This is a genomic window from Curtobacterium sp. L1-20 (assembly GCF_048755855.1).
Lineage (GTDB): Bacteria > Actinomycetota > Actinomycetes > Actinomycetales > Microbacteriaceae > Curtobacterium.
Genome location: NZ_CP151473.1, coordinates 886,720 through 910,623 on the forward strand (window position 1 = coordinate 886,720; position 23,904 = coordinate 910,623).

25 protein-coding genes are annotated in these 23,904 nt (G+C 72.4%); 13 read left to right on the forward strand and 12 right to left on the reverse strand.

The genetic code is table 11. The features are described 5' to 3' along the window. Positions 1–20: 20 nt before the first annotated feature. Positions 21–956: a Ppx/GppA family phosphatase gene (locus tag AAEP86_RS05740; protein WP_420369581.1), complete on the forward strand. Its 936-nt coding sequence runs from the start codon at positions 21–23 to the stop codon at positions 954–956. A gap of 2 nt (positions 957–958) precedes the next feature. On the opposite strand, the gene AAEP86_RS05745 is transcribed toward AAEP86_RS05740, so the two are convergent. Beyond that, positions 959–1,564, reverse strand: a complete 606-nt coding sequence (locus AAEP86_RS05745; protein WP_420369582.1) for an antibiotic biosynthesis monooxygenase — start codon at positions 1,562–1,564, stop codon at positions 959–961. An 81-nt stretch (positions 1,565–1,645) separates the two neighbouring features. On the opposite strand from AAEP86_RS05745, the gene AAEP86_RS05750 reads away from it, so the two are divergent. After that, positions 1,646–2,170 (forward strand): DUF6328 family protein, encoded by a 525-nt coding sequence (locus AAEP86_RS05750; protein WP_420369583.1) that lies wholly within the window; start codon positions 1,646–1,648, stop codon positions 2,168–2,170. A gap of 64 nt (positions 2,171–2,234) precedes the next feature. Here the strand turns inward: AAEP86_RS05750 and AAEP86_RS05755 are convergent, their stop codons facing one another. Then, a complete protein-coding gene (locus AAEP86_RS05755; protein ID WP_420369584.1) occupies positions 2,235–3,314 on the reverse strand; it encodes a Ku protein in 1,080 nt (359 codons plus the stop codon). Between the two features lie 92 nt (positions 3,315–3,406). On the opposite strand from AAEP86_RS05755, the gene AAEP86_RS05760 reads away from it, so the two are divergent. The 4 genes from AAEP86_RS05760 to AAEP86_RS05775 all read left to right on the forward strand — a co-directional run bounded on the left by AAEP86_RS05760 (position 3,407) and on the right by AAEP86_RS05775 (position 7,765). Next, on the forward strand, positions 3,407–3,934 hold the full coding sequence (locus AAEP86_RS05760; RefSeq protein WP_420369585.1) for a hypothetical protein: 528 nt from the start codon (positions 3,407–3,409) through the stop codon (positions 3,932–3,934). Positions 3,935–4,040: 106 nt separating this feature from the next. Then, positions 4,041–4,931, forward strand: a complete 891-nt coding sequence (locus AAEP86_RS05765) for an SDR family oxidoreductase (RefSeq protein ID WP_420369586.1) — start codon at positions 4,041–4,043, stop codon at positions 4,929–4,931. Then, on the forward strand, positions 4,928–7,450 hold the full coding sequence (locus tag AAEP86_RS05770) for an ATP-dependent DNA ligase (protein ID WP_420369587.1): 2,523 nt from the start codon (positions 4,928–4,930) through the stop codon (positions 7,448–7,450). The genes AAEP86_RS05765 and AAEP86_RS05770 overlap by 4 nt, the downstream gene beginning before the upstream one ends. Before the next feature lie 135 nt (positions 7,451–7,585). Beyond that, positions 7,586–7,765, forward strand: a complete 180-nt coding sequence (locus AAEP86_RS05775) for a hypothetical protein (RefSeq protein WP_420369588.1) — start codon at positions 7,586–7,588, stop codon at positions 7,763–7,765. A gap of 301 nt (positions 7,766–8,066) precedes the next feature. On the opposite strand, the gene AAEP86_RS05780 is transcribed toward AAEP86_RS05775, so the two are convergent. From AAEP86_RS05780 to AAEP86_RS05805, 6 genes are all read right to left on the reverse strand, one after another. Further along, positions 8,067–8,243, reverse strand: a complete 177-nt coding sequence (locus tag AAEP86_RS05780) for a hypothetical protein (RefSeq protein WP_420369589.1) — start codon at positions 8,241–8,243, stop codon at positions 8,067–8,069. Positions 8,244–8,253: 10 nt separating this feature from the next. Continuing rightward, positions 8,254–9,228, reverse strand: a complete 975-nt coding sequence (locus AAEP86_RS05785; protein WP_420369590.1) for a sugar phosphate isomerase/epimerase family protein — start codon at positions 9,226–9,228, stop codon at positions 8,254–8,256. A gap of 153 nt (positions 9,229–9,381) precedes the next feature. After that, positions 9,382–10,065 carry a fumarylacetoacetate hydrolase family protein gene (locus tag AAEP86_RS05790; RefSeq protein WP_420369591.1) on the reverse strand — a complete coding sequence of 228 codons (684 nt, stop codon included), beginning with the start codon at positions 10,063–10,065 and terminating at the stop codon, positions 9,382–9,384. Positions 10,066–10,101: 36 nt separating this feature from the next. Then, positions 10,102–10,305, reverse strand: a complete 204-nt coding sequence (locus tag AAEP86_RS05795; protein WP_420369592.1) for a hypothetical protein — start codon at positions 10,303–10,305, stop codon at positions 10,102–10,104. Then, a complete protein-coding gene (locus tag AAEP86_RS05800) occupies positions 10,298–10,630 on the reverse strand; it encodes a hypothetical protein (protein WP_420369593.1) in 333 nt (110 codons plus the stop codon). The genes AAEP86_RS05795 and AAEP86_RS05800 overlap by 8 nt, the downstream gene beginning before the upstream one ends. Positions 10,631–10,734: 104 nt before the next feature. Further along, a complete protein-coding gene (locus AAEP86_RS05805) occupies positions 10,735–13,206 on the reverse strand; it encodes a phosphoketolase (protein ID WP_420369594.1) in 2,472 nt (823 codons plus the stop codon). A gap of 236 nt (positions 13,207–13,442) precedes the next feature. Here AAEP86_RS05805 and AAEP86_RS05810 point away from each other — a divergent pair, with 236 nt between their 5' ends. After that, the gene (locus tag AAEP86_RS05810; protein ID WP_420369595.1) at positions 13,443–14,120 is read left to right on the forward strand and encodes a hypothetical protein; all 678 of its coding nucleotides are present in this window, start codon (positions 13,443–13,445) and stop codon (positions 14,118–14,120) included. A 103-nt stretch (positions 14,121–14,223) separates the two neighbouring features. Here AAEP86_RS05810 and AAEP86_RS05815 read toward each other — a convergent pair whose 3' ends face one another. Then, entirely contained in the window at positions 14,224–14,829 is a 606-nt protein-coding gene (locus AAEP86_RS05815) for a DUF1992 domain-containing protein (RefSeq protein WP_420369596.1), read from the reverse strand. 125 nt (positions 14,830–14,954) lie between these two features. Between AAEP86_RS05815 and AAEP86_RS05820 the strand changes: the two genes are divergently transcribed. After that, positions 14,955–16,016, forward strand: a complete 1,062-nt coding sequence (locus AAEP86_RS05820) for a sodium:calcium antiporter (protein ID WP_420369597.1) — start codon at positions 14,955–14,957, stop codon at positions 16,014–16,016. Between the two features lie 3 nt (positions 16,017–16,019). Here the strand turns inward: AAEP86_RS05820 and AAEP86_RS05825 are convergent, their stop codons facing one another. Genes AAEP86_RS05825 through AAEP86_RS05835 form a run of 3 tightly spaced genes read right to left on the reverse strand, consistent with a single transcriptional unit; the run spans position 16,020 to position 19,216 of the window. Next, the gene (locus AAEP86_RS05825) at positions 16,020–17,840 is read right to left on the reverse strand and encodes a glycoside hydrolase family 15 protein (protein ID WP_420369598.1); all 1,821 of its coding nucleotides are present in this window, start codon (positions 17,838–17,840) and stop codon (positions 16,020–16,022) included. A gap of 60 nt (positions 17,841–17,900) precedes the next feature. After that, on the reverse strand, positions 17,901–18,689 hold the full coding sequence (locus AAEP86_RS05830; protein ID WP_420369599.1) for an alpha/beta hydrolase: 789 nt from the start codon (positions 18,687–18,689) through the stop codon (positions 17,901–17,903). Continuing rightward, positions 18,689–19,216 carry a phenolic acid decarboxylase gene (locus AAEP86_RS05835; RefSeq protein WP_420369600.1) on the reverse strand — a complete coding sequence of 176 codons (528 nt, stop codon included), beginning with the start codon at positions 19,214–19,216 and terminating at the stop codon, positions 18,689–18,691. The genes AAEP86_RS05830 and AAEP86_RS05835 overlap by 1 nt, the downstream gene beginning before the upstream one ends. A 63-nt stretch (positions 19,217–19,279) precedes the next feature. Between AAEP86_RS05835 and AAEP86_RS05840 the strand changes: the two genes are divergently transcribed. The 5 genes from AAEP86_RS05840 (at position 19,280) to AAEP86_RS05860 (ending at position 23,866) form a co-directional block, all read left to right on the forward strand. Then, positions 19,280–19,768 carry a MarR family winged helix-turn-helix transcriptional regulator gene (locus tag AAEP86_RS05840; RefSeq protein ID WP_420369601.1) on the forward strand — a complete coding sequence of 163 codons (489 nt, stop codon included), beginning with the start codon at positions 19,280–19,282 and terminating at the stop codon, positions 19,766–19,768. Positions 19,769–20,199: 431 nt separating this feature from the next. Beyond that, positions 20,200–21,366 (forward strand): RtcB family protein, encoded by a 1,167-nt coding sequence (locus AAEP86_RS05845; RefSeq protein ID WP_420369602.1) that lies wholly within the window; start codon positions 20,200–20,202, stop codon positions 21,364–21,366. A gap of 1 nt (position 21,367) precedes the next feature. After that, entirely contained in the window at positions 21,368–21,997 is a 630-nt protein-coding gene (locus tag AAEP86_RS05850) for a DUF6226 family protein (protein WP_420369603.1), read from the forward strand. Between the two features lie 115 nt (positions 21,998–22,112). Further along, on the forward strand, positions 22,113–22,946 hold the full coding sequence (locus AAEP86_RS05855) for a DUF1206 domain-containing protein (protein WP_420369604.1): 834 nt from the start codon (positions 22,113–22,115) through the stop codon (positions 22,944–22,946). 44 nt (positions 22,947–22,990) lie between these two features. Further along, entirely contained in the window at positions 22,991–23,866 is an 876-nt protein-coding gene (locus AAEP86_RS05860; RefSeq protein WP_420369605.1) for an SMP-30/gluconolactonase/LRE family protein, read from the forward strand. Positions 23,867–23,904: the final 38 nt, after the last annotated feature.

Below are 23,904 nucleotides of genomic sequence, written 5' to 3' on the forward strand. Positions count from 1 at the left end.
GCCCCGCTAGCGTTGTCCCCATGCGCGTGGGAGTCCTCGACATCGGGTCCAACACCGGGCACCTGCTGGTGGTGGACGCCCACGGCGGCGCCGCACCGTTGCCGGCGTCCTCGTTCAAGCAGCCGCTCCGGCTCGCCGAGCACCTCGACGACGCCGGCGCGGTGACCCCGCAGGGCGTCGACGCCCTCACCGCGTTCGTGGCGGACGCCGTCCGGGTCGCCGAGGAACGCGGGTGCGAGGACATGCTCGCGTTCGCGACCTCGGCCGTCCGCGACGCCGGCAACTCGGACGCGGTGCTCGCCCACGTCGAGGCCTCGACCGGCGTCGAGCTGGCGGTCCTGTCCGGTGGCGACGAGGCGCGGCTGACGTTCCTCGCCGTCCGCCGCTGGTTCGGGTGGTCAGCAGGACGGCTCGCGGTGTTCGACATCGGCGGCGGCTCGCTCGAGATCGCGGGCGGTGCCGACGAGGCACCGGACGTCGCGTGGTCGATGCCGATCGGCGCCGCACGTCTGGCGCGCTCCTACTTCGCCGCCGGCACCCCGACCGAGGACGACGTGCGTCGGATCCGGCACGAGATCCGCGTCGCGATCGCGCGCGACGCCGGACGACTGCTCCGCTCGGGCCGCCCCGACCGCGCCGTGGCGACGTCGAAGACGTTCCGGTCGATCGCCCGGATCTGCGGTGCCGCCCCGTCCGCCGCCGGGCCGCTCGTGCCCCGCGCCCTCGACGGCGCCGTACTGCGCCAGAAGCTGCCGGAACTGCTCACGATGTCGGTCGACGAGCTCGCGACGCTGCCGGGCGTCTCGGCGAGCCGCGCGCACCAGGTGGTGCCCGGGGCCCTCGTCGCCGAGGCGTGCCTCGACATCTTCGACCTGCCGGCCCTCGAGATCTGCCCGTGGGCCCTGCGCGAGGGCGTCATCCTCGAGCGGCTCGACCAGCTGTCGGTGCTCGGCTGAGGTCACGCCTTCCGGGGCGGCGCCAGGAGCCAGGGGCGGATGAGCTTCGTCACGAACGGCAGCACCCAGAACGTCATGATCGGCGTGAGCACGAGCGTCGTGACGAGCACCCGGGGCAGCACGGCCAGGTGCCCGAACGCGGGGACGAGCCAGCCGACCAGGTACGTGAACACGAGGTTGACCGGGAAGAACCCGAGCCAGATGCTCACCGCCTGCTTCCAGCGCGGGGGAGCGCTCGAGGCCGGGGCGTCCTGCGGGACGTCGAACCACCCCTCGATCCCGGTGCGCCTCTCGACGCGGGATTCGACCACGAGGTCGCGGCCGAGGTCGAGCCACCGCAGCCGGTCGTCGGAGTTCTCCCACGTGGCGAGCGAGTCGTGGTCGGCGAACCGGTACAGCATGTGCCACTCGCGGCTCGTCGCGTGCGAGCGCACCCACCCCGAGCCGAGGAACCCGGGGTAGCGGTTGGCCAGGTTCACGCCGGACTGCACCCAGCGGGTGACCTCGGGGATGCGCTCGGGTTCTACCAGACGGGTGACGGAGACGGTGACGGGTGGGCCGTCGGTCGCGGGTGGCGACTGCAGGCTCCCAGGCTCTTGTGGAGTCATCCGACCAGTCTCCCCGATCCGTGTTACCGGCTCGTGTCGCAGCTCGTCGGTCGTCGACGCGGCGGTGGGTAGGTTCGCGGTGTGAGCACAACGGAACGCGGTCGGCACGAGACCCCGACCGAACGGTGGGACCGGAACTGGGTCGACATCCAGCAGGAACTCCGCATCGTGCAGACCGGCACGCAGATCCTCGCCGGGTTCCTGCTGACGCTGCCGTTCCAGCAGCGGTTCTCCACCCTGACGGGTCGGCAGGAGACGGTCTACCTCGTCCTGGTCGTCCTCGCCGTCGTCGTGACGGTCGTGGCCCTGTCGGCGGTGGCGACGCACCGACTGGTGTTCCGGCAGCGGCAGAAGCACGACCTCGTCCGCGCCGGCAACGTGATCCTGCTCGCGGCCCTGATCGCGAGCGCGCTGCTGTTCTCGGGCACGGTCTACTTCGTGTTCGACGTGGTGATCGGCGGTGCGGGCGGGATCGTCGGCGGGGTCGCCGTGTTCGTGGGCACGGCGGCGCTGTGGACGGCGTTGCCGTTCGGGCTCCGCAGGACCGCACGGGACGTCGACGAGGCGCACGAACGCGCGACGGACGGCGGCTCGGACGGCGCCTGAACCCCGGTCGGGGCCCGGACGCCGGTCGGGGCCCGGACGCCGGTCGGGCCGACCGCCGACCTCGTCAGCTCGCCTGCTTCTTCGCCGCCGGCTTCTTCGCAGGGGCCTTCGCGGTCGTCGGCTTCTTCGGGGTCGACGTCTTCTTCGCGGCGGGAGCCTTCTTCGCGGGCGCCTTCGTGGCGGCCGCCTTCTCGGCGGGGGCCTTCTTCGCCGGCGCCTCAGGGGCGCCGCCCTCGGCGTCCTTCGACCCGCTGCTCTTCGCCGACGCCCCGCGGGTCGAGGTCCGCTCCGCGGCGGTGGACGACCTCGAGGAGGACCGCGTCCCGGACGAGGACCGCGACCCCGAGCCTCCTGACCGCTTCTTGTCCACCGATGCCCGCAGGGCGGCCATCAGGTCGATGACGTCGCCGCCCTCGCCGTCCTCGTCGTCGTCCGCGCGCTCGCCGAAGGTCTGCTCGGTGTCGACGTCGTCGCCGGCCTCGAGCTTGGCGTCGATGAGCTGCTGCAGCTCGGCCTGGTACTCGTCGGTGTAGCGGTCGGGGTCGAAGTCGGTGGACATGCTGTCGACGAGCGACGACGACATCTTCAGTTCGTTCGCGCTCACCTTCACCGAGGTGTCGAGGGCCGCGAAGTCCGCGGCGCGCACCTCGTCGCCCCAGAGGAGCCCCTGCAGCAGGATGACCTCGTCGTTCACCCGGAGGACCCCGAGCCGGGTCTTCTGCCGGAGCGTGAACTGCACGATCGCCAGCCGGTCGGTCTTCGCCAGCGTCTCGCGGAGCAGCACGTACGCCTTGGGCGAGCGGGAGTCGGGCTCCAGGTAGTACGACTTCTCGAACATCATCGGGTCGACCTGCTCGACCGGCACGAACTCGAGGACCTCGATCTCGTGCGACTGCTCCTCGGGCAGCTGCTTGAAGTCGTCCGCGGTGAGCACCACGGTCTTCTCGCCGTCGTCGTAGGCGCGCTGGATGTCGGCGTACTCGACCTCGTGGCCGAACTCGCACACCCGCTTGTACCGGATGCGCCCCTTGTCCTCGTCGTGGACCTGGTGCAGCGAGACGTCGTGCGTCTCGGTGGCCGCGTACACCTTGATCGGCACGTTCACGAGCCCGAACGCGATGGAGCCCTTCCAGATCGACCTCATCCGCTCATGATGCCCGTCGACGGGCGCTCCGGCTCGCAGCTCCGAGCGGATCGGCAGGTGTGCGCGGACGCGCACGGGCGTAGCCTGCGGCCATGACGGGGGAGACGACGACATCCCGGCGGGCCGTGGACGAGGACCGCATCGACGCCGCGGGGTGGTGGCAGCTCGGCGGCATGGCCGTGTTCGGCGCAGCCGTGCCGTTCTGCTTCGTGCTGTTCCCGTTCGACCGCCCGGCGCCGTGGACGGCCGCGGTCGTGCTCGCACTCGCGCTCGCCGTGGTCCTGCCGATGGTGCAGGTGTTCGCGTGGGCGCGGCGGGGCGGTCGGGCAGCGGTCGTGGCGACCCGGACGTGGGTGCGCTCGGGCAGCGTCCCGGCGGACGTCCCGGAGCAGGTCTGGCGGCCGCGCGTGCAGCAGTACGCTGACGACCTCGATCGGCGCACGTTCGGCGCGTGGAGCGGCGTCGTGCTCTCGGGGGTGTGGGGCGTGATGGCGCTGGTCGAGGACCCCGGACACTGGACCACGGCGGTCCTGTGGGCGGGCATCGCCGCGGTGTCCTTCCGGCAGGTCCGTCGCGACCGACCGGGGGTGCGCCGTCTCCTGGCGACGACGCGGTCCTGAACCCCTCCGCGCCGCCCGGGTTCCCGGCCGCCCGAGGACGCGCGGACGCCGGGGAACGCCCGGCCACCCGAGAACGCCCGGCAGTGCGCGCGAGCAGCATGGGCGCATGAGCCAGCTCGACAAGCAGGACCCGCGCGACCAGTACGCCCGACCGCCGTTCCCCGCCCAGACACAGCAGGGGTCGGGACTGGCGAGCGCGATGGACCCGGCTCCCGACCACGGGGAGACCACCTACCTCGGCACGGGACGCATGCCGGGCTACCGCGTGCTCGTCACGGGGGCGGACTCCGGCATCGGCCGTGCCGCCGCGATCGCCATGGCGAAGGAGGGCGCGGACGTCGCCCTGAACGCCCTGCCCGAGGAACGCGAGGACCTCGAACAGGTCCGCGACGTCATCGGCGACCTCGGGCGCAAGGCGGTGCTGCTGCCGGGCGACCTCACCGACGAGGGGTTCTGCGACACGCTCGTGCGCGACGCGGTCAGCGAGCTCGGCGGCCTCGACGCCCTCGTGCTGGTCGCCGGGCACCAGCAGGTGCACGAGGACGTCACCCAGCAGAGCACCGAGGACTTCGACCGGACGATGAAGGTCAACCTCTACTCGCTGTTCTGGCTGGTCCGCTCCGCGGTCCCGCACATGGCACCGGGCAGCGCGATCGTGACGACGAGCTCGGTCTCGGCGTACCAGCCGCAGGACCGGATGATCGACTACGCGGCCACGAAGTCCGCGATCATCACCTACACGAACGGGCTGGCACGACAGCTCGCGTCGAAGGGGATCCGGGCGAACACCGTGGTGCCCGGTCCGGTGTGGACGCCGCTCCAGCCGATCAGCTACCCGGGCGACGAGATCGCCGCCTACGGCCAGGACACCCCGTTCGGTCGCCCCGCGCAGCCGGTGGAGCTCGGCAGCGCCTACGTGTACCTCGCCGGGCCGGAGTCGTCGTACACCTCCGGCAGCACGCTGACCGTGGCAGGAGCGACCGGGGTCGCGCTGTGAGCCCCGTCGCGAGGAAGACCACGGTCCTGGTCGGCGACCGGCAGATCGCCCTCACGAACACCGACAAGGTGCTCTACCCCGAGACCGGCACCACGAAGGGCCAGGTCATCGCGTACTACGAACGCGTCGCCCCGTGGATGATCCCGCACGTGAAGGACCGACCGGTCACCAGGAAGCGCTGGGCGAACGGCGTCGACGGCAAGGTGTTCTTCGAGAAGAACCTCCCCGACTCGGCACCCGACTGGGTGCGTCACCACACCATCGCGCACAAGGAGCACGACACCGAGTACCCGATCGTCGACGACCTGCCCACGCTCGTGTGGATGGCGCAGCAGGCCGCGTTGGAACTGCACGTCCCGCAGTGGCGCTTCGGCCCGCGGGGCGCGCAGCAGAACCCGGACCGGCTCGTGCTCGACCTCGATCCCGGTGAGGGCGTCGGGTTGGCGGAGTGCGTCGAGGTCGCCGTCGCCGCCCGGGAGGTCCTGCACGGCATGGGCCTCGCGCCGTACCCGGTGACGTCGGGGTCGAAGGGCATCCACCTCTACGCCGCGCTGGACGGTCGCGCGACGACGTCGCAGGTGTCCGACGTCGCCCACGAGCTCGCGAAGGCGCTCGAACAGGACCTGCCCGACCTCGTGCTCTCCTCGATGAGCCGGGCCGAACGCCGGGGCAAGGTCTTCGTCGACTGGTCGCAGAACAACGGCAACAAGACGACGATCGCGCCCTACTCGCTGCGCGGCCGGGAGCGGCCGACGGTCGCCGCTCCGCGCACCTGGGAGGAGCTCCAGGAGCGCGGGCTCGCGCAGCTCACGTTGGACGAGGTGCTGGAACGCCTGGAGGACCGTGGTGACCACCTGCACCCGGTCGCGTCCGCCTCGTTGGCGGTCGGGAGGCGCGACCACGGACACTGGGACAGCGACCGCACCCAGCGTGCGAACGACGCCGAACAGCCCGCCCGGGACCGCCTGGCCGCGTACCGGGCGAAGCGGGACGCGTCGAGGACACCGGAGCCCGTGCCCGAGGACGCGCCCACCGTCCGGAAGGACGGCACGCCGACGTTCGTCATCCAGGAGCACCACGCCACCCGGGACCACTACGACTTCCGGCTCGAGCACGAGGGTGTCCTCGTCAGCTGGGCCCTGCCGAAGGGCGAACCGACCGACCCGGGGAAGAACCACCTGGCCGTGCAGACCGAGGACCACCCGCTCGAGTACGGCGCGTTCGAGGGGACGATCCCGGAGGGCGAGTACGGCGGCGGGACGGTCACGATCTGGGACGACGGTACCTACGAGCTCGAGAAGTGGCGCGAGGGCGAAGAGGTCATCGTGACGCTGCACGGCCGAGCGGGCGGGGTGCGGCGGCTCGCGCTCCTGCACACGCGCGGGCGCGGGCGCGGCCGTGACGGCGACGAGAAGAACTGGCTGATCCACCGCACCAAGGACCAGCCGGACCGTCTGGCGGACGGCGGCGGGCGGGCGGGGGCGAGCCGCGCCTCCCGTCCGTCCGCCGCACGGGGAGACGGGCAGCGGCGCATCGACAGGGCCGCAGCCGGGGACACCGCGCCGGCCGAACGCCGGACCATGCAGGCGACCCTGGCCGAGGGGGAGCCGACGCTCGACCCGGCCGACTGGGTCGTCGAGATGAAGTGGGACGGCATCCGTGCCCTCTGCACCGTCCGGGACGGTGTCGTGACCGTCCGGAGCCGGAACGGCAACGACCTCACCGACCAGTACCCGGAACTGCAGGAACTCGGGGAGCGCGCCGGCGTCGACGGCGTCTTCGACGGCGAGGTCGTGGCGCTGGACGACCGCGGCCGCCCGTCCTTCCAGCGGTTGCAGAACCGGATGGGGCTGACGGCGAAGCGCGAGGTGGCGGCGGCACGGGAGCACACGCCGGTCCGGCTGCTGCTCTTCGACGTGCTCGAGGCGGACGGCCACGAGCTGACCCGGCTCGGGTACGACGCCCGGCGCCAGGCGCTGGAGACCGTCGTCGACCCGGGCGGAGCCATCGACGTCCCCCCTGCGTACGACGGCGACCTGGAAGGGGCGATCGCGGCTTCGGCGGAGCGGGGGCTCGAAGGGGTCGTGGCGAAGAAGCGGTCGTCCCGGTACGCCGAGGGCAGGCGCTCCGAGGCGTGGGTGAAGATCAAGCACCACGCGACGCAGGAGGTCGTCGTCGGCGGCTGGAAGCCGGGCAACGGTCGGCGTGCGGGTGGCGTCGGCTCGCTGTTGCTGGGCGTGCCCGGACCGGACGGGCTCGAGTACGTCGGCAAGGTCGGCACCGGGTTCCGCGACCGCGACCTGGACGAGATCGGCTCGCTGCTCGGCGCACTCGAGCGGAAGACCTCGCCCTTCGTCGACGTGCCGCGACCGGACGCCCGCGACGCGCACTGGGTGACGCCGAAGCGCGTCGGCGAGGTCGAGTTCGCGGAGTGGACGTCGGACGGTCGGCTCCGCCAGCCGTCGTGGCGGGGGTGGCGCGAGGACAAGGACCCGACGGACGTGGTGCGGGAGACCTGAGCATGCATCCGCATGGGGTCCGCCCGGGGCGAACTTCCGTCCCCCGTTCGGGCGCGGAGCGGGGGACGATTCCGCACCGGCCCGCAGCGACACCGCCGCAGGCTGTTACGGTCGCCGGGACGAAAGGGCCCGAGCATGAGCGCGAGCAACTACCTGCCGCCCTTCACCACCGAGGAGCGCGGCGCTGCCCCGGGGGACCGGGCGGAACATGCCCCGACCGAGCCGGACGACACCGCGTCCGGACCCGAGGTCACCTACGCGGACTTCCTCGGTGACCAGGTCGACGACGACGAGGCGGACCACGCCCACCAGTAGGGGACGGTGGCCCGCGCGCCGGATCAGGGGACGCACGGGCCACCGCGCGAGCGCCGCAGCCGGCCGTTCAGGGATGGCTGACCGCGACGCGCTGGGCACCAGCGACGGGACTCCGCTGCTGGTGGACCCGTACAGAAGACGTCGCGGACGACCCGTTCGTCACACTGCGGGCGGAATCCACCCGTCCACGGACGCAACGGGCTTCGGAGCGGGGCACCGCCGGCGCATCACCGACACCGCCGCCCGCGTGCGCTGACGGCTGCACGTGGGCGGCGGTGGGAGGTGCCTCGCCAGCCGGTGGTCAGGCCGCGGGTGCGGGCCCGTCCGCCGGTGCGGCGTCGTCCGCCACCGGGAGGTCCTCGTCGATGAGGTCGTCCTCCTCGGGCTCGATCACGTCGGCCGCGGCCGCCTTCGCCTCGTCGATGGACTCCTGCGAGCGGCGGAGGAGGTCGTCGTCGTGTGCTGCGTGGTCGGTCATGCGGACGAGGTTACGCGGGCGTGCCTGTGTCGGCGTCCCGACGTCGCACCCCGTCGGCGCCCGTTCCGGGCCGGTGCGTCGGCGGCTCGAAGTCGACGGCCGAGGTGGGCGCCGGGGTGGTCGGCATCGCCGGTGCGGCCGGTGCCCCGAACGCGTCGGCGGCGTCGAGGACGGCACGGGTCGCGGCGGCGGCGGTGCGCAGGGCGTCCTCGGTCGGCATGGCGCGGTGTGCAGGCGTCCGGACCTCGACGCCCCACGGTTCGTCGTAGCCGAGGTCGCGGAGGGTGCGGACGAGGCCCGGGAGGTCCCACGCGCCGGCGCCGGGCAGGTGACGGGCCGACGCGGACTCCTCCGCCAGGGTCATCCCGGACGGCGTGTGCAGCAGGCCGTCGCTGAGCTCGACCGCGGCGAGCGTGGACGGCGCGACGCCCTGCCGGATCGAGGCGAGGGTGGAGCCGCCCCGGAGCGCGTGCATCGCGTCGACGAGCAGGCCGCCGTTCGGGTGCCCGGCGGCAGCGACGAAGCGGGAGGCGCGCTCGACCGTCGGCAGGTTCGACCACGGCTCCGGTTCGAGGACGAGTTGCGCACCCACCTTCGCGGCGTGATCGGCCAGGTCGTTCCAGTCGTCGACCATCGCGGCCGGCGAGACGCCGGGCAGGGAGACGTCGGCACGGACGACGACCTGCCACGCCCCGAGCGTCGCGGCGGCCTCGAGCACGACGCCGCGGTCGGCGTCCTGCTCGGCGGTCCGCGAGGAGCACGTCCACCAGCGCGCGAGCGGCCCGAGCTGGACCCAGACCATGCCGGCAGCGTCGAGCGCCCGGCGGAGTTCGGCGAAGCCGATGGTCGCGCGGACCTCGTGGAGGTCGTCGAGCGACAGCGAGAGTCCCGCGAAGCCGGCGGCACCGACGGCGCGGACGCGCTGCGCGATCGGTTCTGGTCCGGCCCAGGTCCAGGACGTCGCGAGCAGGTCGTGTTCCTGCACGGCACACCTCCGTTGTCCGGACACGTCCGCACGCGCCGTTGCGCGCGGTCTGTCCCGTCGTGGTGACGTCGCCGTTGCCCCCAGCGGCGTCCACACCGGGATACGCGCCCAGTCTGAGGGGGCTCCCAGCGACCGCCGCGCGCCGGAGCGTGGTCAGACGATGCGGGTCCGGACCGAGCCGACGCCCGCGATCCTGCCGTCGAGCACGTCGCCCCGACCGACCGTGCCGACCCCGTCCGGCGTGCCCGTCATCACGAGGTCACCGGGAGCGAGGGCCACGAACCGGGACAGCTCGGCGATCACCTCGGCGACCGACCAGATCTGGTCCGACAGGTCACCGGACTGCCGGAGCTCGCCGTCCACGCGCAGCTCGATCGTGCCGGCGGTGGGGTCGACCCCCGCCGCAGGGACGATCACACCGACCGGGGCCGAGCCGTCGAACCCCTTGGCGGTGTCCCACGGACGATCCAGCCGCTTCGCGTCAGCCTGCAGGTCGCGCCGCGTCAGGTCGAGGCCGACGGCGTAGCCCCAGACGTGCGTGAGGGCGTCGTCCACGGCGATCTCGCTGCCCCCGGTCCCGATGGCGACGACCAGTTCGACCTCGTGCTCGAGCCGCTCCGTCATGGTCGGGTACGGGGTGTCCGCGTCGTCCGGTACCACCGCGTCGGCCGGCTTGGTGAAGAAGAACGGTGGCTCGCGGTCCGGGTCGTGACCCATCTCGCGCGCGTGGGCGGCGTAGTTCCTGCCGACGCAGAACACACGCCGCACGGGGAACCGTCCACCGGTCGAGGTCGGCACGGTCGGCAGAGTGGGAGCCGGGATCACGAGGTCGGTCACCGGTCCAGCGTGCCACGGAGCGCGGGGCGGCGACGGTCACCCCTCGGCGATGGAGGCCTCCCACTTCAGGCGCCGGGCCCGTGCCCGTTCCTCGCGCTCGCGCCACTCGGCGCGGAGCGCGGCGAGCTCGCGGTCGCCGCCCTCTGCGCGCACACGTGGACCGTCGTGCGGATCTGCGAGCAGCGGGGGGATGCACAGCTCGGCGTAGTCGAGGCGCCGCTTGAAGTCGCGGTCAGACATCTTCGAGATCATCGGGGTTCCTTCCGTCGTCGAGGTGATCACGGAGCGCCCTGAACACCCAGTGGTCGTCGCGGGTCGTCCACGGCCGTGTCTCGATCGCGAGGGCCATCACGGCGGCGACGGCACGGAGCCCTGCGTCGTCGGACACGGCCCGCTCGGCGATCCACGTCCAACGGTTCCACCACTGGTCGCGGTGCGCCAAGAACTCTGTGTTCCGCCGAGCGGCCCGGCCGTCGCTCACGGTGACGACGAGGGCGGCGACCGCGCCGCACCCGCTCACCGCCGAGACCACGGCGCTCGTCCACGCGATCCACGTTCCGTCCATGCCGCCAGCCTGACGCGACAGGACCGGCCACGCCGCGGGCGTGACCGGTCCTGTGGAAGGCGATCCGTGCCTCCAGGCCGTGGAGGAGGATCCGCGGACGTGACCTAGTTGCCGGGCGCGGCCGCCTCGGTCTCGCCCGCTCCCGGGTCGCCGCCGACGCCGCCGGACGACGGTTCGTCCTGCGGCCAGCCGGCGAACTCCCACCCGCCGAGCGAGGGGTGGTCCTCGCCCTTCGTGTACGCGTACGTCCGTGCGGCGTCGCGTGCTGCCGACAGGCGACCGAGCAGCTCCTCGTACCGCGCCGCGTCGACCCGGGTCAGCGCGTCGTGGGCGAGCGCGAACCGGTCCATCTCGTTCCGCATGAGCATGTCGAACGGCGAGGTCGTCGTGCCCCGCTCGAGGAAGCCGTGCACGTGCAGGTCGTCGTGCCCGTTCCGACGGTACGTGAGCTGGTGCACGAGCGACGGGTAGCCGTGGAAGGCGAAGACCGCCGGGGTACCCGGCAGGAAGAGCTCGTCGTAGCGCTCGTCGGACATCGGGTGCTCGTGCTTGCGCGGGTCACCGAGCGACAGCAGGTCGACGACGTTCACGACCCGGACGCCCACCTCGGGGGCGTGCTCCCGGATGATGTCCGCGGCGGCGACGGTCTCGACGGTCGGGACGTCGCCGGCCGAGACGAGCACGACGTCGGCGCGCCCCACCGTCTCCTCGGTCCCGGCCCAGCCCCAGACACCTGCGCCCGCGGCGACGTGGGCGACCGCGTCGTCGAGGGACAGGAACACCGGCTCGGGGTGCTTCCCGGCGACGATGACCTCGATCCGGTCGGTCGTCTCCAGGGCGTGCGCGGCGACCGCGAGCAGCGTGTTGGCGTCCGCCGGCAGCTTGATCCGGACGAGGTCCTGCTGCTTCGAGGCGACGACGTCGAGGAACCCCGGGTCCTGGTGCGAGAACCCGTTGTGGTCCTGCCGCCAGACGTGCGACGACAGCAGGATCGACAGGTTCGAGACCGGCGCCCGCCAGTCGATGTCGGTCGACGACTCCAACCACTTGGCGTACTGCCCGACCATCGAGTCGATGATGTGTGCGAAGGCCTCGTAGGTGTTGATGATGCCGTGGCGACCGCTCAGCACGTAACCCTCGAGCATGCCCTCGAGCAGGTGCTCCGAGAGGACCTCCGTCACGCGGCCCTGCGCGCCGAGGTGCTCGTCGCCCGGCCCGCGTTGCGCACGCCAGACGCGGGAGGTGACGTCGAAGACCGCGTCGAGCTTGTTCGAGATCGTCTCGTCCGGGCCGAACAGGCGGAAGGTCGACGGGTTCCGCTGCACGAGCGCGGCCAACCACGGACCGAGCGTGCCGGTGGCGCTCGCCGTCTCCCCGACCGTGGCGCCGAAGCCGTCGAGCGGCGGACGGTCGAGGGCGGTCCGGATGCGGCCGCCGTTCGCGTGCGGGGTCGCGCTCATCCGGTGTTCGCCGGCGGGCCGGATGGTGGTCAGGATGCCGACCGGCTGGCCGTCCTCGTCGAACAGCTCGTCCGGACGGTAGGAGCGCATCCACTCCTCGAGCTGCTCCCGGTGTCCCGCGTCCTCGCGGACGCCGGGGAGCGGCACCTGGTGCGCACGGAACGTGCCCTCGACCTGCTCGCCGTCGACGACCTTCGGGCCGGTCCAGCCCTTCGGCGTCCGCAGCACGATCATCGGCCAGCGCGGACGGAGGTCCGCCGCTCCGGCGGGCTGTCCGGCGGCTGCGCGCTGCGCCTGGCCGCGGGCTGCCGCCTGGATGTCGTCGATGGTCGCCATCGCGCGACGGAGCGCCCCGTCGAACAGGGCGTGCACGGCGAACGGATCGTCGTCGACCCGGGCCGAGTCCACGACGACGGGCTCGTACCCGAGTCCGCGGAAGTAGGCGGTGAGGTCCTCGTCGGGGATCCGGGCGAGGACGGTCGGGTTCGCGATCTTCCACCCGTTGAGGTTGAGGATCGGCAGGACGGCTCCGTCGTGCACCGGGTCGAGGAAGGTGTGGGCCTGCCACGACGCCGCCAGCGGGCCGGTCTCCGCCTCGCCGTCACCGACGACGCACGCCACGACGAGGTCCGGGTTGTCCAGTGCTGCCCCGTAGGCGTGCGCGAGGGAGTAGCCGAGCTCGCCACCCTCGTTGATCGACCCCGGCGTCTCCGGTGCCGCGTGCGAGGGGATGCCGCCGGGGAAGGAGAACTGGCGGAAGAACTGCTGCAGACCGGCCGGGTCGGGGGTGATCGCCGGGTACAGCTCGCCCCACGTGCCCTCGAGCCACGCGTTGGCGTTCATCGCCGGGCCCCCGTGCCCGGGACCGCAGATGTACAGCACGTCCCGGTCGGTCTCCGTGATGAGCGCGTTGAGGTGCGCGTACACGAGGTTGAGCGCCGGTGAGGTCCCCCAGTGGCCCAGGAGCCGGGGCTTCACGTCGTCGGGTGCGATCGGCCGGGTGAGGAGCGGGTTGTCGAGCAGGTAGATCTGCCCGACGGTGAGGTAGTTGGCGGCACGCCACCACGCGTCGATCGCGCGGATCCGGTCGGTGCTCGTCGAGAGTGCGGGGGCCATGCCCCCACGGTACGGAGGCGTGACCCCGCGCGTCCCAGGCAGCGCCCGGGAAGAACTTCGGCCGGGTTCCAAACCGTTTCCGCGAGGGTGCCGAATCAGATGCACAAGGGCAAACGCCCAGGACGCTCACCGGTCAGGTTCGGCCGGGCTGCAGCTGCCTCACAGCACACGAACGCGTCGGAGCGTTCGGACCGGCCATCGGCCGGAGCGTCCACCACAGCAAAGGAACACGACCAATGCGCAAGTCACTCAAGACCTCGATCACCCTCGCCACGACCGGCGCGCTCGTCCTCGGCGGCGCCGCGTTCGGTGTCTCGGCCGCACAGGCCGACGGCTCGGTGCACACCGTCTCCTCGTCCTCGTCGAAGATCCCCGGCCCGGTGGCCAGCGTCCCCGAGGTCCTCGGCGGCGACACGGCGGTCAAGCTCGACTCGGGCTTCACCCAGGCGCTCTCGACGCTGAAGCTCACCCCGGGCGTCTCCGGCAACGCGAAGCTCGCCGACGGGTCGGTCTCCTTCCCGATCACCTCGGGTTCGGTCACGTACTGGTCGCCGGACGGCAACTACCGCCCGTACGTGCAGGGCCTGCTCGACCACGACGACTCGGGCCTGACCCTGAGCGCCGGCGCCACCACGGTCACGCTCGAGAACTTCGTCGTGAACCCCGGTTCGTCCAAGCTCTACGGTGACGTGCTGGTCAACGGCAAGGTCGCGGTCGCGAACGCCTACCTCTTCTCGCTGCACGGTGGCACGCTCAAGCCGTTGCAGCTCGAGGGTGACAACGCCATCCTCACCGGCACCACGGTGCACGTGTCCGCCGACGCGGCGAAGCTGCTGAACAGCACCTTCAAGACCGACGCCGTGAAGTCCGGCCTCCTCGTGGGCACCGCGACCATCACCGCGAAGATCAAGTAACACCCCGCACCACACGACACGGCGCCATCCCACACCGGGGTGGCGCCGTTCGTCGTCCGAAGCACCGCGCCGCGCGGCCGTCACCCGGGAGGCGCGGGTCGCCTCAGCGACGTCGGCGCCACCACCGGGGTGGCCGGGCCGCCGCTGCGTCTGCCGCCGTCTCCGCCGCCGAACGAGCGGCTGCTGCGGCGCGTTCCTCGCGTCGGTCCCGCCACCGCGCGAGCTCGGCGTCGACGTCGCGCATCGGCGTCACGACCGGGGGGCCGCCGAGCAGCTGCCGACGGGCCTCCTTCACGCGCGCGTTGAAGTCCTCGAGGACGTCGCGGACGTCGGACTCGACCGACAGCGCATCGAGGGCGTCGTCCAGTCCGGCGTCCTCGGTGCGCAGGGCGAGGGCGGGCGGCGCGATGCCGCGGATGTCCTCACGCTCGATCTTCGACTTGATCCACCAGTCCGGGTCGTGCTGCCCGTCGTTCCCCGGCAGCGGCTTGCCGTGGTACGGGTTGCCCTCGAAGACCCCGCGCCGCTCGGCCTCCTCGATGCGGGCCCGTGCGTGGGCGGCGACGTCGGCCGCCGCGAGCAGCCGCCGTTCCTCGCGCACCTCGTCCGGGTCGAGGGTGCCGCGTTCGATCTCGCTGTTCACGAGCTGCTGGTACCGGTACCGGGCGGCCCTCCTGAGCCGGTCCATCCGTGCGTCGACGTCGTTCATCGTCAGACCATCATCCGCCGTACCGCCGACGGCGCGCTCAGCCGGGCCGCTCCGCGCGTCGTACCGCACGTCGCGGCTCCTGCATCCCGGGAGCGTCCTCGGGTCGACCGGGCCACGGTCGACCCATGGACTCCCTGCCGCTCTGGTTGCTCGTCGTCGTCTTCGTCGCGGGTGCCGCCGTGATCTGGGTGGCCGGCATCCAGCTCTCGAAGACCACCGACGTGCTCGACGCCCGGTTGCACCTCGGGAGCGCGCTCGGCGGCCTGATCGTGCTGGCCGTCGCGACGAACCTGCCCGAGATCGCCATCACGGTGAGCGCCGGCCTGTCCGGGTCGATCGAGGTGGCCGCCGGGAACATCCTCGGCGGGATCGCCCTGCAGACGGTCGTGATCGCGGTCATCGACGCCTTCGGGAAGCGGGGGAAGGGCGTGGCGCCGATCACGTACCGGGCGGCCTCGCTGACCCTCGTGCTCGAGGCGGTCGTGGTGGTCGCGGTGCTCGGCGTCGTCATCGCCGGCAGTCAGCTGCCGCCGGACCTCGTCGTGGCGCGGCTCACCCCGGACGTCGTGCTGATCGCCGTGATCTGGCTCGTCGGCCTCCTGCTGGTGCAGCGCGCCGGCAAGGGGCTTCCCTGGCACGAGGACGGGCGGGCGCCGGACGCGAGCCCGCACACGTCCGGCCACCGCACCCGCAAGCAGGACGACCACCCGATGAGCACCCGCAAGGCGGCGATCGTGTTCTCGGTGTCCGCGCTGGCCACCCTCGTCGCGGGTGTCGTGCTCGAGCGCGCCGGTGACGCCGCCTCCGAGCAGATCGGGCTCTCCGGCGTGTTGTTCGGCGCGACGGTCCTGGCCCTCGCGACGAGCCTCCCGGAGATCTCCACGGGCCTGCAGGCCGTCCGGCAGGGCGACGACAACCTGGCGGTGTCGGACATCTTCGGTGGGAACGCCTTCCTGCCGGTCCTCTTCCTCGTCGCCACCGTGCTGTCCGGCAAGGCGGTGCTCCCGCAGGCGAACGCGAGCGACGTGTACCTCACCGCGCTCGCGGTCGTGCTGACGCTCGTCTACGCGGTCGGCCTCGTGTTCCGACCCCGGCGTCGGGTGGCCGGGATGGGCGTCGACTCACTCGTGGTGGTCCTGCTCTACCTCGTCGGCGTCGCCGGCCTGGTCGCGATCAGTCTCGGGTGACCGTCACGCGTCCTCGGACGCGACCTCCTCGATGGTCAGGGCGGCCTGGATCAACGCCAGGTGCGAGAGCCCCTGCGGGATGTTGCCCATGAAGGAGCCGTCCTCGCTGATCATCTCGCTGAACAGGCCGACGTCGTTGGCCTGCGCGACCATGTCGTCCATGAGCGTGCGCGCGTCGTCGACGCGGCCCACGCAGGCCATCGCGGCCGCGAGCCAGAACGAGCAGGCCACGAACGGGGACTCCTCGTCGGCCATCCCCGAGTAGCGGTAGACGAGCGGTCCGTGCTGCAGCTGCTCCTCGACCGCCCGGATCGTCGACTCCATGCGGGGTCCGCGGTCGAACGCGCTCATCGCGTGCAGCAGGATCGAGGTGTCGAGCTTGTCCGAGCCCGGGTACATGACGTAGTGCCCGCGCTCCTCGTCCCAGCCGTTCTCGGCGACCCACTGCTCGATGAGCTCGCGGTTCTCGATCCACTTCTCGCGCGGACCGTCGATCATGCCCGCGTCGTGGAGCTCGACGGCGGCGTCGAGCGCCTGCCAGCAGCCGATCTTGCTCGTGACGTAGTGCTGCGCGTCCTCCAGCTCCCACATGCCCGAGTCGGCCTCCTCCCACCGGTGGCAGGCGTCGTCGGCGAGCCCCTGCAGGACCGAGGCGGTCCCGCGGTCGAGGACGTTGCCGGCGCGGACGTACTGCCGCAGGATCTCGAAGACGTCGCCCCAGACGCCGAGCTGCAGCTGGTCGCCCGCGCGGTTCCCGATCGTGACCGGGCCGATGCCCTTCCACCCGGGGACGTCGCGCTCTTCGACGCCGTCGCTCTTCGAGCCGTCCAGCTCGTAGAAGATCGGCATGTCCTCGTCGTGCTGGGCGATGGTCCGCATCACCCACGAGACCGCGGCGTGGGTCTCCTCGCGCAGGCCGAAGCGGGTGAGGGCGTGGACGGTGTACGACAGGTCGCGCACCCAGGCGAACCGGTAGTCCCAGTTCTTCCCGCCGGTGCGGTCCTCCGGCAGGCTCGTCGTCGGCGCCGCCGCGATCGCCCCGGTGGGCGAGTAGATGAGCAGCTTCAGCGCGAGGGCGCTGCGCTGCACGGCCTGGGACCACGGGCCGTCGTACGAGAACTCCTCCGACCACGTCGCCCAGTTGTCGATCGTGCGGTCCATGGCCGCGAGCGCCGCTTCCGGACGCGGCATGAAGATCGGTTCGTCGTGCGTGCCGACGATGGTGAGGATGTGCTTCGAGCCCTCCGCGGTGCGGTACCGCCCGGAGAACCGCGGGCCGTCGTCGTGCACGGGCTCGAAGCCCTGCTCCACGATCGCGATGGTGATGCCGTCGACGCCGATGACCGAGCCGTTCGCGGTGTCGAGCCGCTTCGGTTCCGCGGTCTGCAGCAGGGTCCCGGGCACGACCGCCCACTCCATCTCGACGGATCCGCGGACACCCTGCACGCACCGCGCGACCTCGGCCCACGGAAGCCGTCCAGCGACCCCGGTGACCATGGCGTCCGTCACGGTGACCTCGCCCTCGGAGGTCGTCCACGTGGTCACGAGCACGTTCGTCCCGGGCAGGTAGGAACGCGATGCCTCGGCCCGCGGGTCGACCGGGCGGAGCGCGATGTGTCCCCCGTGCTCGGCGTCGAGGATGCTCGCGAAGACCGGCGGGGAGTCCATCGCGGGGATGGGCAGCCAGTCGATCCGACCGTCGAGCGCGATGAGCGCGACGGTGCGGCCGTCACCGACGGCCCCGTAGGAACGGAGCGGGACGTAGCCGTCGGTGCGCTCCTCGTTGTCGGTGGCGTCGGGGGTGTCGCGGGTCCGCTCGGTCATGTTCCCAGCCAACCCGCGACACGGGCACGATCATCAGGCGGACGTACCCCGGCCCGACCGTCAGCGCGCCGCGGACGACCCGGTGAACGCGGTCAGGCGGTCCAGCAGGAGCCGCCGGTACGGGACCGAGGACCATCCGTGGTCCGCGCCGTCCACGGCGGTGAAGGTCGCTCCGGGCAACCGGTCGCCGTAGCGTTCCCCGTACGCGAGCGGGACGATGGTGTCGGCCGTCCCGTGCAGCACCTCGGCGGGCCCCGTGTAGGCCGCGATCGGCGCGTACACGTCGAGCCCGTCGGTGACCTCGGTGATGAAGGCGGTCCCGAGTGCCATCCCGCCGAAGTCGAACCAGCCCTGCTCCCGTGCGGGTGCGAGCGGCTGCCCCTGGATCGCGTCGTGCTCGGCGATGTCGTCCACGACGACGCCGGCGGGCGACCAGAGGGTGAGTGTCGCCACGTGCTCGGGGATGCGAGCCGCGGCCAGCGCGGACTCGACCGCGCCGAGGCTGTGCGCGACCACGTGCACCGGGCCCCTGGCGTCCTCGGCGAGCCGACGGACCATGGCCACGACCTGCTCGACCTCGTCGCCGATGGTGACGTCGGCGAACTCCCCGTCACTGGTCCCGTGCCCGAGTCGGCTGTAGGAGCGCACCGTGGCGCCGGTGCCCGCCAGCGCCCGCGCGGCCTGGACGAACAGCTGTTGGCCACCGGTGTCGGTGCTGCCGAAGCCGTGCACGAGCAGCACCGCCGTCGCTGGTCCGCTGGTCGGCAGGGTGCCGAGCTGCCAGCCGCGCAGGGTGTGGCCGCGGTGGACCAGGGCGACCGGGACCGGCCCGGCCGTCGACGCGGTCATCAGTTGCTCCGGTCGGCCCAGCCGGCGGGCAGGTCGCCGGGAGCGGTGTCGACGACGGTCTCGTCGTCCTCGCCCACGTGCTCGAACAGGGTGATGTGGGCGAACTCGGGGACGACGTAGATCGGGTAGGTGGGGCCCTGGTCGCGGTACTCGCGCATGCGGTCGAGGTGGTCGTTCTGGAACAGGACGGTCTTGCTGCCGTCCTCCTCGACCCAGTGCGGGAAGAAGATCGTGCCGTGCAGGACGCGCTCGCCCGGCACGACGTTCACGACGACGCTGGTGCCGGTCGGCTCGTTCCACGACACCTTGTAGACGCCCGCGGTCAGGACGACGAGGTCCACCTGCTGGTCCTTCACCCAGCGACCGCCGACCATCCCGGTGTGGATGCGGTAGTCGATGGTGGTGGCGTTCTTGATGTACATCTCGTACTGCCACCCGTTGGCGTACGTGTAGATGAAGCGGTGCCCGACGATGCCGGACAGGTCCTGCTCGGGGACGGGGTGCTCGACGCTGGTGGTGATGTCCATGCATCGAGTTTGTTCCCGAACTGCGTTTGTTGCAAGCGTATCTGCTGTGGGTACCCTGGGACCGTGGACGACGCCCGGACCGACCCCGACCTGCACCGGGTGGCCCGTCGGCTCAGCGCCGAGATCGGGCCGTTCCGACGTGCGCTCCTCGGGACGGCGCGGCGCTCCGTGGCACTGCCCGACATCCCGGACGCGCAGATCGAGGTGCTCCGCCGGCTGGACGAGGACGGGTGGTCGAGCCCGACGTCACTGGGACGGGTCCTCGGCCTGGCCCGCTCGACGGTGAGCAACCTCGTCGCGGCGATGGAGCGGGACGGCCTCGTCGAGCGCCGGCTCGCCCTGGGGGACGGCCGGAGCACCGAGGTGGGGCTGACCGACCTGGCGCGCCGTCGGCTCGCGGAGTACGACGTCTCGGCCGAACGCGTCCTCGTCGACGCGCTCGGCGCACTGCCGGAGGGTGACCAGCGGGCCCTGGCGGCGGCGTTGCCCGTCCTCGAGCGGCTGCGCGCCGAGCTCGAACCCACCGCGAAGGGGCGGACCGCTCCGCGGTGACCGGACCGTGCACCCCGGGCGTGTCGCGGTTGTGCATCCCGGGCGTGTCCCGCTAGTGTCGCTCTCCTGCCCGCCCCGGGCAGTGCTCCGCCGGTCACCGGCGGCCACCGTGGAAGGACCGCGCATGCGCACCGTGCAGCACCAGGAACACCGTGTCGAGCTCCAGCTCGCCACGGCGCTCGTGCTGCCCGGTGAACGCAATCTGCAGCAGTCCGACCGCTACCCCGCGTAGGCACGCGACGTCACCCGACGCCCCCGTGCCCACCCGGCCCGGGGCGTCACCGTCTCGCCGTCTCCTCCGTCCGCCGCGACCCGCGTCGCGACCAGGAGGACCGGCGGCCGTCCGTCCCGGACCGTCACCTCCGACCGTCGTCACGACGGTCGCCCCGACGGCCGACCCGGCCGTCACGACACGAAAGGGAGACGACCCCGTGGAGAAGATCACCGGCCGGCTGCTGAGCTGGGCCTCGATGCTCGAGGAGAACACCGAGCAGCAGGCACGCACCACCGCAGGCATGCCGTTCGTGTTCCCGCACCTCGCCCTCATGCCGGACGCCCACCTCGGACTCGGCGCCACGGTGGGATCGGTCATCCCGACCCTCGGCGCGGTCATGCCGGCGGCCGTCGGCGTGGACATCGGCTGCGGCATGATCGCGGTCCGGACCCAGTTCTCGCAGGGCGACCTGCCCGACGACCTGCAGGAGCTGCGCGAGCAGATCGAACGCGCGATCCCGCTGTCGGCCGGTGCGTCGAACCGGAAGATCGTCGCGACCGCCGAGCCCCGGATCGCGGAGCTCGAGTCGATGGCGGCTGCCGCCGGGTTCGACCCGACCAGCGCGCACGGCGGATGGCGGAACCAGCTCGGCACGCTCGGGTCCGGCAACCACTTCATCGAGGTCTCCCTCGACGAGGAGGACCGAGTCTGGCTGTTCCTGCACTCCGGCTCGCGGGGTGTCGGCAACAAGATCGCGCAGCGGCACATCGCGGTCGCCAAGCGGATGATGCGGCGGTGGTGGATCGAGCTGCCGGACCCGGACCTCGCCTACCTGGTCGAGGGCACCCCGGAGTTCGACCGGTACATCGCCGAGCTCCGGTGGGCGCAGCACTTCGCGCTCCTCAACCGCGAGGAGATGATGGACCGCGTCGTCCGGCAGCTGTCCGAGGTGCTCGGGCAGCCGGTCGACGAGCAGGAGCGCATCAACTGCCACCACAACTTCACCCAGCGGGAGACCCACTGGGGCAAGTCGGTGTGGGTTTCCCGCAAGGGCGCGATCCAGGCGAGGGCCGGGCAGGCCGGGCTCATCCCCGGGTCGATGGGCACCGCGTCGTACGTCGTCGAGGGCCTCGGGAACAAGCCGTCGCTCGAGTCGTCGCCGCACGGTGCCGGCCGGCTCTACTCGCGGTCGGCTGCGCGGCGGACCTTCACGCACGACGAGCTCCGGGCGGCCATGGTCGGCATCGAGTACCGGGACACCGACGCGTTCCTCGACGAGATCCCGGCGGCGTACAAGCCGATCGACCAGGTGATGGCGGACGCCGCCGACCTCGTGTCGATCCGGCACACGCTGCGCCAGGTCGTCAACGTGAAGGGCGACTGAGGTGTCCGTGGCGACCGTGGTCGACGTCCGTCGCGCGGTCGACGAGGCGTGGGCGACCCGACCCGAGAGCAGCACCTCGTGGCCCGACCCCCACCCCGACCGAGCGCCGCTCGAGCAGGAGTACTCGCGGGTGACGGCACCCGAGCGGTACGTGGTCGTGGGTGCGCGGGCCCGGGCCTGGGTCGACGCGCTCACGGGGCTCGGCCTGGCCGACGCCCACACCTCCGTGGACGGCACGGTCCGGCTCGTCCCCCACGCGCCGGGGGCGTTGCCGCTCGACGTCGTGACCCGCGCCCTCGACGACGTGCCGGGCGCGGTCGTCGACCTCCTCGTCGGGGACCCGCCGGCCCCGGTGGCCGTGCAGCCGGACTGCGGCTGCGATGCCTGCGACTCGGGGTCGGTCGACCTGCTCCGCGCGATCGACGACGCGTTCGTCGGGGTGCTCGGTGGTGGGTTCGTCCTGATCGAGTCCGCGCGCTCGCGGATCGTCGCCACCGCCGACGGGTGGAGCGCCTCCGGCGCCACCGGCGACGTCGCGGGCGCCGTCGCCGCGGCCCGCCGCGGGGAGCGCCGACCCGACCGACGGACGCTGGTCGGCGGCCCGTGGTGGGCGCCGGTGGTGGCGGTCTGACCGCTGCCGGACGGGAGGCGCGTGGCGGGCCCGCCACGCGCCTCCAGTCCGGCAGGTCGCTGGGACCACGGCGTCCCGCCGGACACGGCCCGCTCCGTCGGGCACGCTCGATGACGTGAGTGCACAGGCGGAACAGGCGGCCCGGAAGACCGGCCGCGGAGCGCAACGGGTCGCGGACAGCCGCTGGTTCGAGGTGACGGCGCGTGCCGGCTTCGTCGGGAGCGGTGTCGTGCACCTGCTCATCGGCTACCTCGCGATCCTGCTGGGCATCGGCAACGCCTCGTCGGGCAAGGAGACCGACCAGTCGGGCGCGTTGCAGCAGATCGCGGCCGTCCCCGGTGGGGTCGTGCTGCTCTGGCTGGTCGCCGTCGGCACCGCCGCCCTGACGATCCGGCTCGTCCTCGAAGCGGTCGTCGGCGGTCGGACGGACAGCGCGCGCGCCTGGGGCAACCGGCTCAAGAACGTCGGGAAGGCCGTGGTCTACGGGGCCATCGCGTACTCGTCCGCGTCGTACGCGCTCGGCGCGGGCACGAGCTCGAGCAGCTCGAGCCGGAGCGCCGCCGCGAAGGCCATCGCGACGCCCGGCGGGGTGTTCCTGCTGCTGCTCGTCGCCGCCGTCGCGATCGCGATCGGCGTCGGCCTGGTCGTGATCGGCTGCCGACGGTCGTTCTGGAAGCAGCTCGTGCGACCCGGCCAACCGGTCGAGCGGACCGTCACGGTCCTCGGCGTCGTCGGCTACGTCCTCAAGGGTGTCGCCGTGGTGGTGGTCGGCGTGCTCATCGCGGCCGCCGGCTTCCGGAGCGACCCGGACCAGGCGACGGGTCTCGACGCGGCGTTCGACGCGCTGCGCGCCGTGCCCGGCGGCTCGGTCGTCCTCGTCGTGGTCGGCGTCGGGTTCCTCGCCTTCGGGGTGTTCAGCTTCCTCCGCGCCCGCTACGCCCGCCTCTGAGCGCCGCTGGACGGGCGCGGAGCCGCACTCGGTAGACCGGGGGCATGAGCTCCAGCGTGACGACCGGACCCGCGACCGTGTTCTCCGACGCCGGAGGTGTGCTCGTGGAGAGCATCGTCTGGGACCCGGCAGCCGAGCGGCTGCGGTGGACCGACATCACCCTCGGCACCCTGACCACCTCGGACGCCCACGGCCGGGTCGAGTCCACGGTCCCGCTCCCGCCCCCGCTGGCGAGCTTCCAGCCCCGGAGCGGCGGCGGGTTCGTCGCAGCGCTCGGTGACACGGTCGTGCTCACCGACGCGGCGGGCCGCGTCGAGCGGGAACTCACGACGGTCGAGCACACCCACCCGGGCATGCGCTTCAACGAGGGCAAGTGCGACCCGTTCGGCCGCTTCCTCGTCGGCAGCATGGACGTGACGACGGGGGAGCCGGACGCCGCCCTGTACTCCGTCGAGGCCGACGGGAGCACCCGGCTCCTCCGCGGCGGCTTCGGCGTGACGAACGGCATCGAGTGGTCGCCGGACGGTGACCTGATGTACGTGACGGACACGAGCGCGTCGACGATCTACCGGGCCACGTACGGCCCCGAGGGCGAGCTCGGCGAACTCGAACCGTTCGTCGTCGGGGCGTCGCACGACGGGCTGGTCCGTGACGACGAGGGCTGCTTCTGGAGCGCGGTCTACGGCGGTGGCCGCGTGGAGCGGTACGGGCCGGACGGGTCCCACCTCGAGACGGTGGAGCTCCCGGCGCCGAACGTGACGTCGGTCGCCTTCGGCGGACCGGACATGTCGACGCTGTTCGTCGGCTCGGCGCGCGAGAATCTGACCGAGGAGCAGTTGGAGCGGGCGCCGCACTCGGGGGCCGTGCTGGCGGTGCCGACGCGGGTGCACGGCTTCCCCGCGAACTCCTTCAGCGGCTGACGGCGTCGGGCCGCGATCGCCGCCGGACGGACGGGTAT